The sequence below is a fragment of the SAR202 cluster bacterium genome (assembly GCA_009392515.1).
In the GTDB taxonomy this organism is placed as follows: domain Bacteria; phylum Chloroflexota; class Dehalococcoidia; order Lucifugimonadales; family UBA6952; genus UBA6952.
In genome coordinates, this window is record VFGE01000025.1 from 1 (window position 1) to 13,951 (window position 13,951).

Sequence of the window (13,951 nt, forward strand, 5' to 3'; positions counted from 1 at the left end):
AGGAAGAAGAAACTGGTCCATCGATACAGACAGTGTCATTAGATGAAGAGGAAGAGCAAACTGCTTCAAATAACAGAACTGTTTCACCCGTTGAAAATGATCAATTGATCACAGATTTATTAAAAGACGGTAAATCTTCTATTAGAGAGTTTAGATATGTTGAAGCAATTGAATTGTTTACTAAAGTGTTAGATATTAACCCAGGACTATCTCAGGGATATAATTTTAGAGGTATTGCAAGAAGAAAAATAGGTGAAATTGATTTAGCTATTGAAGACTACAACATGGCATTGCATCTCAATGAAAACTATGTTGAAGCCCTTAATAATAGAGGAGTTGCTCTAGATAAAAAGGGAGATCATGATTTAGCTATATCAGACTTCACTCAAGCAATTAATATAGATTCAAATAATGCTCATACGTATAATAATCGTGCAACAGCATACTCTAATAAGGGAGAATATAATTTGACTTTAGAAGATTGTACACGAGCAATTCAAGTAGACAATACAATGGCAGACGCCTATGTAAACAGGGGGGTTGCTAAAGTACTATTAGGGCTAAATGACGATGCGGAAACTGACTTTGAATCAGCTTCTAGTTTAGGATTTGATAGAAATATTATCGATAGTAAAGTAGCAGATCTTAAAAATAAGAATGCATAATTTGTTTTATAACATAACCCAATTACGATCTATCATCATATTTTTTATGGTTGTATTTTTTATTTCATGTGGCAATGATGATGAAACCACTACAAAAGACTTGGTTGATCAACCTATTGATGAAGCTAGAGATCTAATCAAAGATCCTATTAATGAAGCTAATACATCCGTTGCAGAACCGGTTATATCACAAGCACGAGATATTGTTATTGCACCTATAACTGAAGCTAGGGATATCATTGCAGTACCTATAACTGAGGCCCAAGATGCAATAAATCAGTTGATTCCCACTCCATCTCCTCAGGTTTCAAATCCAGCTACTATAATGACTATTACTGCTGATATTCAGTCCTTAAGGGATGCACAAAAACTAGATCTTGGCACATCAATTGATAATGTTTCATACCAAGGTGCTACATTAACATCTGATGAAGCAATTAATCTGATAAAAACGTATTTATTGAGTAATTTTTGTGGTGATTATCTATCTATTAATGATATCTGGGGGCACGAATTTGAACAGGCCTCAAATACTTGGACCCTTGTGAAAAATAATAATAACTCAACTATGTCATGGACAGTTAATGATAAGACTTTGGAAATAGTTTCATCACAAGGCCTTTGTTAAGAATTGAAATAATTATATTTATTTAGTATTTAATTAAATTACATTATGCGCTAGTATCAATTTAATTTACTAATTTATCGATTGGGGTGTTGTATGTTAGAACATTTTCGTATACCAGAAGATATAGCTGTGAGAGTTGATGCAGGTAATCTAAGAAGTATGACAAAAGACGTATTCTTAAAAGTTGGAATGTCTGATTCAGATGCAACTCTTGCCACAGATGTTTTGTTATCTGCTGATTTAAAAGGGGATGAAACGCATGGCGTTTCTAATATGCTACGAGCTTATGTGAGGATGTTTAATGAAGGAATATTAAACCCATTAGCAAAAGAATCAATAGTGAGAGAAACTCCAGCAACTGCCGTTTTAGATGGTGATCAGGGATTAGGAATAGTCACTTGCCCCAAAGCAATGAAAATTGCCATACAAAAAGCAAAAAATGTAGGTGTTGGTATGGTTACGATAAAAAATTCTGGTCATGCAGGTATGATGGGTTATCATGCATTATTAGCAGCAGAAGAAGATATGATAGGCGTTGCTTATACTTCAGGAGGGAATTCAATGATACCTACTTGGGGTAGTGAAGCTAAATTAGGTACAAATCCTATAGCGTTCGCAGCTCCTGGAAATAAAGAAGCTCCATTTTGTTATGATGCTGCTAACACAGCTATAGCTGGAAATAAAATTGGATTGGCTAATAGGCTAGGTGTAGAATTAATGGCTGGTTGGGTTGCAAATCCTGATGGTTCACCAGATATGAGTGGGACAACTATGGCACAAAGTTTTCAATCTAGTGCTTTAGGAGGAGAAAGAATGCAATTACCACTTGGATCTACACGAGAACTCGGTTCACACAAAGGATATGGTTTAGGTGTAATGGTAGATATTATGTGTGGATTACTATCTGGAGCTGAAGGATATGCTAATGCTTCTCCAACTAGAAGGTCTCATTATGTTGCGGCGTATAATATTGAAGCATTTGTATCAGTAGAAGAATTCAAAAATGATATGGATGGTATGTTACAAGGGCTTCGAGAGACAAAACCCGCCCCAGGCCATGATCGAGTTGTATATGCAGGTATGATTGAAGCTGAACAAGAAAAAGAAAGAATAGCAAAAGGTATTCCTTTACATCCTGAGGTCTTGGATTGGTTCAAACAGATTTGTGCAGAGTTCTCTATTGAGTACACATTAGGCTAAATGGCGGAGAGAGAGGGATTCGAACCCTCGATACCCTTACGGGCATACCGCTTTTCGAGAGCGGCGCCTTCAACCTCTCGGCCATCTCTCCGTATTTGATTGTGTTTATTTTAGTTCCTTATACAGCATTGGTCTAGAGTTGATAATCCTTGACACTTTGAATCTTAAACTTTATTGTTATCATACGCAGTTAGCAAAGCGATATAAATTTTGAATAACATAACACACAAATTAATAACCTACCTTTTAGCCTCACTAAGGCTCGGTAGGTTTTGTTTTTTCTACTATGGATGATTGGCTAACAGTTATATTAGCAGCCGGAAGTGGTCAGAGGATGCAATCTTCTGTTCCTAAAGTTTTGCACAATATATGTGGCAAAGAAATTATTAGACACGTTATAGATAATGCGTATGAATTACATTCTGGTCAAATTATTGTAGTCGTTTCACCTGATCATATCTCACAAATAAAGGAAATTGTTCACAGAGATTGTATCTTTATTTTACAAGATATGCCTTTAGGGACTGCTGATGCTCTATTTCAAGTTAAAGATCATTTATCAGAGGATTTTCAAAATCTTCTAGTAGTATACGGAGATAATGTACTAGATGATAGTAACCTAATGAATGCAGTTATGAAACGTCATATAGATACAGATGCAGATATAACTTTATTAGCTAAGGTTTTGGATAAACCTCAAGGTTATGGAAGAATTATAAAAAATGAATCCGGTGACATAGTTAGGGTCTTAGAACAAAAGGAATTATCAGCAGGGCAAGAATCAATAAAAGAAGTAAATGGTGGCATTTATTGTTTTAGAGTTAATTGGCTAAAAAATAATCTTGATAAAGTGACTAAATCGAAAATTTCTAACGAATTTTATTTAACTGATTTGGTTTCTATTGCATATGAACAAGGTCGTCACGTAGATAGTTATTTGGATTCCTCTTCAATTGCTATAATGGGTGTAAATAATAAGTTAGAATTGTCTGTAGCTGAAAAAGTAATACAAAAACGAATATTAGATGAACTTATGAAAGAAGGCATTACGATTAAGGATCCTAATACTACATATATTGATTCAGATGTAATATTAGGGAAAGATTCAATCGTATTTCCCAATACTCATATATATGGTAAAAGTGTTTTTGGCGAATGTTCTACGGTGGGACCAAACTCTATTATTATAGATACAGAAGTTGGAGATAATTGTAAAATTATCAATTCACACATTGAAAAATCGGTAATAAAAAATGATGTATCCATTGGCCCTTATAGCCATATACGGCCAGGTTGTATTTTACATAATTATGTTCATATAGGAAATTATGTAGAAACAAAAAATGCAAATATTGGAGAGAATACTAAAATTGGCCATTTTGGATATATTGGAGATAGTAAAATTGGGATGAATGTTAATATAGGAGCTGGTACTATAACATGCAATTATGATGGAAAAGATAAACATCTCACAACGATTAAAGATGGATCGTTTATAGGTAGTGATACCATGTTTATAGCTCCAGTAAATATTGGAGAAAATGTTGTAACAGGGGCTGGAACAGTTGTTACGAGAGATATACCTGATAATGCAAAAGCATTTGGTGTACCAGCTAAAATAATTAGTAGTAAAGGCAAGAAATTATAGATGGATAATACCTTATATATAACCGGTTTAGTAATATCTTCAACTTTCTTTATTTTATTTGGAATCATCAAGGCTACTATACAAGATGTCGATGCCTTACTGCATGTTTTTACTGATGGCAATCGTGAAAGTAATAAGAGTTCAATTTCACCAACTTTATATAAACGTGGGGTTTTTCAAATTTCACTCCTCAAACAATTTTCAGTAATTCTTAGTTTTTCATTTGGATTTATACTGATTACAAGTTATACAAATTATTGGTGGGTATGGAAATTAATTATACTAGCACTAATAGTATTAACTTTAATTATATTTCAATTATTAATTTATCTTTTAATTCATTTTATTGCATCAAAGGTAATTCGTCCTAGTTGGATACTTGTAAAATCAGTTGTATGGGTTTTTGGCTGGCTCTTTATCTTGATAGATAGGCTTCCTGATACAATGAAAAATCGAATAAGTTATTATAATAGCCAACTTACTTTAGCTATTGAATCTGAGGAAGAAGAATGGAAGGATCCAGAAACCCTTATGGTAGAAGAGGAAGTTAAAGATGCGAATCCTGAAGAACAAAAAATGATTAGAGGTGTTTTAGAGCTCGAGGATATTGCAGTTAAAGAAATAATGATACCTAGAGTAGATATGATTGCTGCTGAGTATAGTATCTCTTTAGAAGATTTAGTAGCGACGATGATAAAAGAAGGACATAGTAGAATACCTATCTATAAAGAAAATATTGATAATGTTGTAGGAATAATTCATGCAAGAGATGTACTTCAAGTTCTTACTGGTGATATACAAAATGATGACGCTTTAAGAGATTTGATACGCCCTCATCTGGTTATACCTGAATCAAAACCAGCTGCTGAAACATTAAATGAATTAAAAGAAAAGATGATTAGTATTGCTATAGTTATTGATGAATATGGTGGAACAGAAGGATTGATAACTGTCGAAGATATAATGGAAGAAATAGTTGGAGAAATAGAAGATGAATTTCACCAGAACGCTGTTGCAATAATTAAAATTGCAGATAATGAATTAATCGCTGAAGGCAAAGCAACCCTTGAAGATATTAACCAAAAATTAAATACAGAATTAATAGGTGATGGTTTTAATACAGTAGGAGGGTTAGTTTCATCTACATTGGGGAAAATTGCAAGAGCAGGAGATGTAGCTTTTGTAGATGATTTAACTATCAAGGTTATATCTACTGTTGGAAGAAGAATCAACAGAGTGAATATTGTAAAAACAGAACTAGAAGAAGAGTGATTTTTATAACTCAATAAATCTTTTAGCTAGTTCTTTAATGGCTTTTTCAAAAGATTCGTATACGATATTATCAGTTGCAGCCAACAACATAAGATTATCAACCATGTCGAAGTCTTCAACATTCCATTTATCTCCTTGATATCGGCTATTTTCAACCCGATGCCTATAAAAGCTTTTATCAGAGGTATATAAAGCCACTAATTTATTTTTAGCTACTGCGTATCCTATTTCGAATGCAGTACCTGGATCTGCTGAAACTCCTCTAAATGGTTCTATGTTAGCAATTAAGCCATCACACATATCAATTAATTTTGTATTTGAATTATATATAGATAATGCGTTACTATGTTTTTTATTGGGGGATAAACTAATTTTGTTATCAAGTGGGAAATGGCCTATTAATCCATGCTTTAAACATAATGTTTTTAATTTTTCTCCATGTTCTATAGCATTATTAAGAAAAACATCTGGTCCAGCCAAATAAACATTATAAGCCAAAATTCATATCCTTTTTATCTATGAGAATCTAGGTTATGTTGGGCAATTTTTTGAGAGAGTTGCCAAAGATCCTCATTTATATATCTTAAATCTATTGTCCATCCTTGATAGATATTGGGATGTGTTTCTATCGACTGTAGTTTCCCAATTTTAGCTATCGTATCATTTATAAATGAGTCGTTACGATATCTTTGCAAGAGTCCTAGACCGAAGTCATTTCCTTTCCACTCTACAGCAATTACTTTTCCAAATAATGGGAAGGTTTTTTTTCTTTTAGGTCGTAAATCTACTTTATCATGTTCTAGCGGTACTGTGTTATCAGGTATTCCCAGTATAAGTTTCCATTGTGGTGGAGTTCTATCACTTCCACTTCGGAAAGTAATATTTGCCCATTTTATTGGTCCATCGATAATTTCAACAAACCCAATTGACTTTGTAACCCAACTTGTTTCTAATTTTCTTTCAACCTCATATTTGTATTGGTCCCATATTTCGATAGGGCTAGCCTTATTTCCCCATGACGTAATCAATTCAGCTAATATCTGAGAATTTCTCCAGTCATTATATGATTTGGTGTTTTTTTGTTTTCTATAATGGATTATCCCAAAAATAATAAGAGAGATTAAAATTGTAATTCCCAAAAATGGCCATAATATATATATAATACTTTTACTTTTCTCAGAGTCATTTAAATCTGGTTCTTCATGTATTTTATATAACCAATTTTTCTTTGTTTGGTAGTCTTCTTCTGCCATTTCACCAGATTGTAAATAGGAATCCAGTTCTTTGATTTGATTATTAATTTCCTTTTCTGAAAAATGATTAGCTGAAATTAATTGTGGGAATATGAAAAGTATACCCAATATTGAAACTATAATAGTTTTTGTAATTGTAGTGGTTGTTATTCTTTGCATGATCTTTGCTAAAAAAAAAGAGCAGTTCAAAACTGCTCTTTTTTAATTTCTTTTTATAAATGCTTACTTTTCAACTATCAATAATGGTGTAGAAGCCGTAATGCCAGATTGTGTGGTCACCACTATTGAGTATAGCCCTGCATCTAGTGTAAGTGGGTTTGCAGTTCTTACTTCTTGTTTGAAAGTTCCATTATCTCTAATAGTAAAGTCTGTATCATTTCTTCGAACTAAAGCAGATTGTAAACCAGAAGGTCCAATAGCTTCAGCTAAGAATACTTCTCCAGCAGGGAAGCCAGATCCGTATATTATTACGTTTGGTTGGTATTGTGCAGGTTCTACTATTACTGGTTGGAGATTTGATGTGTCACCGTTCTCGTCAACTACTGTAGCAACAATTGAAACTGGTAACGTGTCACCAACTTCACCTTTAGCACCATCAGCACCAGTTGCTCCGTCAGCACCAGCAACTCCTTGAGGTCCTTGAGGTCCAGCAGCACCTTGTGGTCCAGGACCACCTTGACTACCTTGTGGGCCAGCTGATCCTTGTGCACCAGTTGGTCCCTCTGATCCGCATGCTAGTATGAACAAGAACAATGAAGATACAAGTGATAAGGCAACCAATCTTTGCTTATTTTTTAGTATTTGCATTATTAACTCCTGCAATTTCTTTCAGTAAATTTATTCAGCTGCTTCAACTATTACTATAGGAGCACAAGCAGAAACTAGTGAAGGAGATGCTGTAGCACAAACGCTGTATAAACCAGCAGGTGTAGCATCAGCATTTTTCTTTTCTCTTTCCATTTTTGTTGCGAATGTTCCATTAGCAGCAACTGTGTCATCTCCACCTTTGTTCTTTAGTGCGATACCGCCTCGTTCATTGATCATTTCAATGATTAAGAATTCGCCAGCAGGGAAACCAGAACCATATACTTGAACCTTAGGTTGACTTGTGCCTGCAGTTAGTACTGGAGGTACTTCACCTTGTTCTAGACCAGATGCGATAACAATCACACTCGCACCAGTTTGAGGTCCAGTATCACCCTTTTCACCTTGAGCGCCATCAGCACCAGCAGCACCAGCAGCACCAGCAGCACCAGCAGGTCCTTGAGCACCAGCAGCACCAGCAGCACCAGCAGGTCCTTGAGCACCAGCAGCACCAGCAGCTCCTGTTTCACCAGCAGGGCCAGCACAGGCTGCTAATAGGGCAACACTCATTATAGTTGCAATGAATCCGAAATTTAGAGTTTTATGTTTGAAGCTCATATGTACTTCCTCCGAGCATAAAAGAAGATCAGATGTTTATCATCGATCTAAATCAGTTTATTAAAAGTAAATCCTCAGATTTGTTAATATCCTTAGACAATCATAGGCACCTATATATTATATGTCAAGTGTATCTGGCAACTTTAACAACATTAGTTTCTAATTTTTTTAGCATGTAGTAAATTTTGAACCTTGAAATTAAATATATTTTTACTGTGGTTTAATTTGTACATCACTTAATCTATAAATTAATTTACACTATATCCACCATCTACAACTATAGAGGCTCCAGTTATGTAATTGGATGCATTTGAAGCTAGGAATATAGCTGTCCCAGCTAAATCTTCTGGAATTCCCCATTTCCCCAAGGCTATTCTCTCACTTACTTTTCTGTATCGCTCAGGATCATTATTCGGCATACCACTTGTTAAATTTGTTGTTATCCAACCAGGTAATATGGCGTTTACATTTATATTCTCTTTGGCCCATGCTACAGCTAAACTTTTCGTTAGTTGGATTATTCCTCCTTTTGTTGTTGAGTAGGATGGTACGACCCCAGAACCAAAAATAGAATACATAGAACCTATATTTATAATTTTTCCGGATCCTTGAGATTTCATATGTGGATAGACTTCTTTTGAAAGCCAATATACACTATTTAAATTTAAATCCATTATATATTGCCAATCCTTGTTATTTATATCTTCCGGACTTGATCGCAAGGCTGTTCCTGCGTTGTTAACTAGTACGTCAATTTGATTGTATGTATCTATAATTTTATTTACTAATGGGGCAATTTGAGATTGATCAGTCATATCTATTTCTAAAGACATGCTTTCAATATTTAAAGAAGATAATTCTTCACATGTTTTAGTGTTAGCTATTTTATCCCGAGAAGCAATAATTATTTTGGCCCCATGTACCCCTAAACCTTTTGCAATACCTTTACCAATTCCTTTATTTCCTCCAGTAATTAATGCAACCTTACCTGATAGGTTAAACAAATTATCTAAATTTTGATCCACCATTTTCTCCTTGAGTAGTATTTGTATTACTTAATAGTTGTTGTATTATCATTTGTATGATGCAGAATAATTTTACTATAGATAATAATCTCGATTTTTCGAACCTAGATCTTTCTGAAAAGTCTAACGTTATTAATAGGTATTTGGATAGGATCTTTAAAGGTAATATATGTAATTCTATACTTACTTTAGATGTTTTTTACCAAGATGATACACACTCGTCTTCTTTTTTATACGACTATATGATGATTGCTGATGCTGTGATCTCATACATAGAAAAAGAAAAAAATAAGTTTTCTTTGGTTTATAAACCAGATTGTTTAGCTCAATTTGAAGATAATAGTAACGCTATAATCCTGGCTTATAGCAACCCAGCTTTACTTTCTAGTCGCCCAGAAATACTTAGACAAATGTATCGTTTAGGTTTTCGTGCTATAACCCTAAAAAATAATCCAGACTCAGACGAGTATAATCCTGATGTTATAAATCAAGATTTGATTCAAGAAGCAAATCTATTAAGTATGATTATAAATTGCAATGGATTTGATAAGAGTCTTTTTGATTTATTAATAGATTCCAAACTTATAATATCAAATATTGGGAGTTATTCGATATGCCCTAATCCGGGTAATATACCAGATAGTGATCTTATCAAAGTAAAGGAAAGAGGGAATATAGTTTCTTTGAGTCTTGATGATTTTTATATATCTAAGCACTATTTTGAAGAGGTTACAAAATTACAACAAATTGCTGAATGGGAGATTAAATATTTAGAAGTTGAATATAGTTTTGATTCTCCAGAGCTTAAGTTAAAAAAACAACAAATTTACCAAAAATTAAATAAACAAATAAATGATATTAAGTCTTTAGATATTTCATTTGATGATTTAATAAACCATATTTCTCACATCAATAAAATTATAGGTTTAGATAATATACACTTAGCTAGTGGCTTGGGGGGATTTATATTAGATGAAGGTGTAAAATATAACGACGTATATGAAATAACTGCTATTTTAATTCAAAAACTTAAATTGGCAGGTTTTGATAATGAAATTGTAGAAAATATGTTTATAGGTAACATGCTAAACTTCATGGCAAGAAAAAAACATTAGGAGATTTATTAATGGACGGCATCATAGGTATGGATGAAATAAGTAAAGTTTTAGATGTAGCGGATGAATTAGGGTTTAACAGAGAACAAATTCGTGTTGAGTTAACAAAAGAAGATCCAGGAGTTGTTGAAATTGTTCAGGGAGGAAGTTTGAGTTCATTTCAAGAAATAGTTAATATCACTGTTCCTGAAACAATTGCATTAGATACTTGGTTAAAAGAATTACGTGAATTATTGTCTAAAATCAATAATGGGTAATAAATTCCTATTACCCATTATCTACAGTTAAATTGAATCTCCCTGGTATGAATTATACGAGCTAGGTAGAACTTGCTCTTTTTATTTATCGCTCAAATCTCCATCTTTATTATAAGGATTGTTAGCTTTTTCTTTTTCCTTGCGAGATATTCGTGCTGGTAGCCATATATTCATTGCATAGAGAATGATAAGCGGAACCATAGTAAATAAAATTCCAATTAAGGAATTTTGTCCTAATAAATACCACATAATTATTAGTATTATTAGGCCTATTAGTAATTTATTAATATATGAATCAGACATAATGTTGAAATTTTATCACAAAAAATAAATTCAAATTGGGTTTTATGTATCTGTGGCTACTATACTTAATCTATAAGGAATTAAGATGTTACCTTTTTATCCCTGATAGACCATTCTGTATACCTTGTGTAGCCCAACCAGCCCAAGGCATTGTGAAAAATTTAAAACCTTTTTCTACATAGAAATTTGGATCCATTCCAGGGGGAATAAAATACATTCCAGGAACAACTCCGTGATTATTACAGGCTGCAACTATTTTATCTAATCCTTTTTGATAAGTATCACTTGAATAATCTATTGCGACCTCCAATTCTATTGAAAGGTCAGATGGGCCTACAAGTAGTACGTCTATTCCATCCACACTAAGAATTTCATCAATATTATTCATAGCTACATTTGTTTCAATCATAGGAATAATTACTAGTTGTTCATTAGCCATATCGAGATAATCTCGATAATCTTTACTTGTCATACTGTCTCTTGGAGTAGAAGCACTAAATTCTCCCCATTCTCCTCTTACACCAGCGTTGCTTCGTGTACCCAGTGGATAATATCTACATGATCGAACTAAATATTCAGCTTCTTCTTTAGTATTAACCATTGGTGCAATAATTCCACGAGCACCAGCATCTAAGGCATTAAGAATTAAATCCTCGCGATTCTGACCTACACGAATAATAGGGGTGGCTTTTGCACCTTTCATTACCTGTACAGATGGAATTAGTTGTTTGACATCATATGGTGAATGTTGGGTGTCAAATAGTAAAAAATCAAACCCTGAATTGGCTAGTGTAGGAACGTCCACAGCAGGTGTTGCAGTTGTTCCTATTACTGCCTTACCTGATTTTAAAAGATCTTTAAGCTCATTCATAAAATAACTCCTCCAGTTTCGCAACAAATTCTAAATTATATTTGGATTGTTTAATATTGTTTAATAATGAGATTCACGATATCGTTTGTCAAGAACGATAATAGGGTTTGATTTCATTAAATTTGTAGATTAGAATGTATAAGTTTCTTATTAGAAATCAAAGTTCTATTTTTCTCACTGAAAAATTGATATCATAGACTTTTCATTTTATAATTCGGGGTGTGGCGCAGGGGAAGCGCGCCTGTTTTGGGAACAGGAGGTCGTGGGTTCAAATCCCACCACCCCGACCAATAATATTAAGGTTTGTACTATGAGTAATAATAACATCACTCAACTTTCTTTAGATTACTTATCATCTATGAAATTTGAAGACATACCACCGGAGGTTGTGGATAGATGTAAACAATTATTATTAGATTTCCTTGGTGTTACTTTAGGAGGAGCTTATCTCGCCGAATCTTCTCAACCAATTATGAATGGTATAAAAAAATTGGTTAGTGGAGCTTCAGGACCTTCGCAAGTAATTGGTTTCCCATATAAATATCCTGCTCATTATGCTGCATTGGCTAATGCGACCCTAGCTCATAGTATGGATTTTGATGATACTCATCAAGAATCCATAATTCATCCTGGAACACCGATTTTTTCTTCTAATTTAGCTTTAGCACAAGAGTATGGAAAATCTGGAATGGATTTTTTACTAGCGTCAATTATTGGATATGATATAACACTTAAAATTGGTAGAACCCATGGACCATTGATACATAGAAAAGGATTCCATGCTACAGCTACTACTAATATTTTTGGATGTACAGCTGCTGGTGGTAAATTATTAAACCTGAGTACAGATATAATACAAAATGCAATGGGGTTAAATATTAGTCAGATTGCAGGTTCACAACAATTTTTAGAAAATGGATCATGGAATAAAAGATTTCATACTGGTCTTACTCCCCACAACTCAATATTAAGTCTTGTTATGGCACAACATGGATACTTGGGTGCAACAGAGCCTATAGAAGGTAAATTTGGATATTTTAACCTGTATTCGGAAGGTGAAATTACAAACTTTTCGATATTTGATTCTTATGGAACAGATTTTGAAGTTATGAATACAGCAGTTAAACCATATCCTTGTTGTAGGTTTAGTCATGCAACTATAGACGCTGTATTAGATATAACACAGTCAAATAGTATCAATTATCAAGATATTACGAACATAGATATTACTATGGGTAAAACAGGTTATGATATGGTGGGATATTCTTCTGATTATCCTAAAAACACTGTTGAAGCACAATTCAGTGCGTATTTTGCAGCTGCAGTAGCAGCTATGCAGGGTGAATATTTATGGGATTCGTACAAATTAATTGGCGATAAAACTCTTGAAGAAATGATGAGTAAAGTAACTGTTACTCAAAAAACGTTTAATCATGAAATGGAGTCAAATATTTCACTTACGACAGTAAACGGTCAGAGATATGAGCAAAATGTTGAATATCCCAAAGGAGAACCAGAAAATCCTTTAGGGTGGACAGATACTCGTCAGAAGTTTATAGGATTGGCCCAACCTATTTTAGGTGAGGAAAAATCAGAAGCAGTTTATAATTTTGTCTATAATCTTGAGTCTAGGCAATCTATGTCAGAAATTAATGCTTTCTTGATCCCCTAGATTAGTAAACCATTTTATTTCGTCTTTTCATATGACCATATAAACTATGAAATAATACCAAAGTTGCTAAAGATAAAATTCCATACACGAAAGTTGTGTTAGTGTTTAATAAATAACTTCCCAAAAGAAGGAATCCGTAGCAGGCAATCCCACCCCAGAGTGAAGCATGGTGTCCAGTTTTTCTAGCTATTGCAGCTACAGTTACTCCAATTGACACACTTATAAATCCTAGCGTTGGTAAAAGTCCGATGGTAATTCCAATCAAAACAGTGACACCATCGCCACCTCGAAATTTAGTAAAAATTGAGTTCCAATGACCTAATATTGCTATACTTGCAACTATTAATAATTGCAGGTCTGTTATACCTTGAAGTGTAGCTATATAAATAGCTAATAAACCTTTAGTTGTATCCAGCCCATATACAACCAATGCTTCAATTGGCCCAAATAGACGCAAGATGTTTGCAGCACCAGGTAGACCATCTCCTTCGGAAAAAACATCTACATTTTTAGCTTTTCCGATCATCCAGCCAAAAGGAATTGCTCCCAGTAAGTATGCAATTATGTATAATTCTATGGGCATAAAAGAGCTCCGCATTATATTCAATATATTTAATTAA

Annotated in this window: 15 protein-coding genes, 2 tRNA genes and 1 pseudogene; 9 read left to right on the top strand and 9 right to left on the bottom strand. The window is 33.8% G+C overall.

The genetic code is table 11. The features are described from left to right. The 3 genes from FI695_02740 to FI695_02750 all read left to right on the top strand — a co-directional run. The coding region (locus tag FI695_02740; protein MQG50879.1) for a tetratricopeptide repeat protein at positions 1–665 on the top strand (665 nt) is incomplete at its 5' end. A 46-nt stretch (positions 666–711) separates the two neighbouring features. Continuing rightward, a complete protein-coding gene (locus tag FI695_02745) occupies positions 712–1,293 on the top strand; it encodes a hypothetical protein (GenBank protein MQG50880.1) in 582 nt (193 codons plus the stop codon). Positions 1,294–1,386: 93 nt separating this feature from the next. Then, complete coding sequence (locus FI695_02750; protein ID MQG50881.1) at positions 1,387–2,493, top strand: Ldh family oxidoreductase; 1,107 nt, start codon at positions 1,387–1,389, stop codon at positions 2,491–2,493. 1 nt (position 2,494) lies between these two features. Here the strand turns inward: FI695_02750 and FI695_02755 are convergent. Next, a tRNA-Ser gene (locus tag FI695_02755) sits at positions 2,495–2,584 on the bottom strand. A 195-nt stretch (positions 2,585–2,779) separates the two neighbouring features. Between FI695_02755 and glmU the strand changes: the two genes are divergently transcribed. Together glmU and FI695_02765 are read left to right on the top strand one after the other, a co-directional pair. Beyond that, positions 2,780–4,141, top strand: a complete 1,362-nt coding sequence (gene glmU, locus FI695_02760) for a UDP-N-acetylglucosamine diphosphorylase/glucosamine-1-phosphate N-acetyltransferase (protein ID MQG50882.1) — start codon at positions 2,780–2,782, stop codon at positions 4,139–4,141. Continuing rightward, positions 4,142–5,413, top strand: coding sequence for an HlyC/CorC family transporter (locus FI695_02765; protein MQG50883.1), 1,272 nt, complete (start codon positions 4,142–4,144; stop codon positions 5,411–5,413). 3 nt (positions 5,414–5,416) lie between these two features. Here the strand turns inward: FI695_02765 and FI695_02770 are convergent, their stop codons facing one another. The 5 genes and pseudogenes from FI695_02770 to FI695_02790 form a co-directional block, all read right to left on the bottom strand. Further along, a complete protein-coding gene (locus FI695_02770; protein MQG50884.1) occupies positions 5,417–5,914 on the bottom strand; it encodes a hypothetical protein in 498 nt (165 codons plus the stop codon). Positions 5,915–5,925: 11 nt separating this feature from the next. Beyond that, on the bottom strand, positions 5,926–6,825 hold the full coding sequence (locus tag FI695_02775) for a hypothetical protein (GenBank protein ID MQG50885.1): 900 nt from the start codon (positions 6,823–6,825) through the stop codon (positions 5,926–5,928). 63 nt (positions 6,826–6,888) lie between these two features. Beyond that, positions 6,889–7,473, bottom strand: a complete 585-nt coding sequence (locus FI695_02780; protein MQG50886.1) for a hypothetical protein — start codon at positions 7,471–7,473, stop codon at positions 6,889–6,891. A 375-nt stretch (positions 7,474–7,848) separates the two neighbouring features. Beyond that, a pseudogene (locus tag FI695_02785) lies at positions 7,849–8,010 on the bottom strand (collagen-like protein). Positions 8,011–8,336: 326 nt separating this feature from the next. Further along, on the bottom strand, positions 8,337–9,116 hold the full coding sequence (locus tag FI695_02790) for a glucose 1-dehydrogenase (protein ID MQG50887.1): 780 nt from the start codon (positions 9,114–9,116) through the stop codon (positions 8,337–8,339). Between the two features lie 53 nt (positions 9,117–9,169). On the opposite strand from FI695_02790, the gene FI695_02795 reads away from it, so the two are divergent. Together FI695_02795 and FI695_02800 are read left to right on the top strand one after the other, a co-directional pair. Next, positions 9,170–10,228 (top strand): hypothetical protein, encoded by a 1,059-nt coding sequence (locus FI695_02795; protein ID MQG50888.1) that lies wholly within the window; start codon positions 9,170–9,172, stop codon positions 10,226–10,228. 11 nt (positions 10,229–10,239) lie between these two features. Further along, a complete protein-coding gene (locus FI695_02800) occupies positions 10,240–10,485 on the top strand; it encodes a hypothetical protein (protein MQG50889.1) in 246 nt (81 codons plus the stop codon). Positions 10,486–10,566: 81 nt separating this feature from the next. On the opposite strand, the gene FI695_02805 is transcribed toward FI695_02800, so the two are convergent. Together FI695_02805 and FI695_02810 are read right to left on the bottom strand one after the other, a co-directional pair. Continuing rightward, on the bottom strand, positions 10,567–10,788 hold the full coding sequence (locus FI695_02805; protein ID MQG50890.1) for a hypothetical protein: 222 nt from the start codon (positions 10,786–10,788) through the stop codon (positions 10,567–10,569). Between the two features lie 88 nt (positions 10,789–10,876). Beyond that, positions 10,877–11,659 carry a hypothetical protein gene (locus FI695_02810; GenBank protein ID MQG50891.1) on the bottom strand — a complete coding sequence of 261 codons (783 nt, stop codon included), beginning with the start codon at positions 11,657–11,659 and terminating at the stop codon, positions 10,877–10,879. A 215-nt stretch (positions 11,660–11,874) separates the two neighbouring features. Here FI695_02810 and FI695_02815 point away from each other — a divergent pair. Then, positions 11,875–11,949 (top strand) — tRNA-Pro (locus FI695_02815). A gap of 20 nt (positions 11,950–11,969) precedes the next feature. Then, positions 11,970–13,331, top strand: a complete 1,362-nt coding sequence (locus tag FI695_02820) for an MmgE/PrpD family protein (protein MQG50892.1) — start codon at positions 11,970–11,972, stop codon at positions 13,329–13,331. Position 13,332: 1 nt separating this feature from the next. Here the strand turns inward: FI695_02820 and FI695_02825 are convergent, their stop codons facing one another. Then, complete coding sequence (locus FI695_02825) at positions 13,333–13,929, bottom strand: glycerol-3-phosphate acyltransferase (protein MQG50893.1); 597 nt, start codon at positions 13,927–13,929, stop codon at positions 13,333–13,335. Between the last annotated feature and the right edge of the window lie 22 nt (positions 13,930–13,951).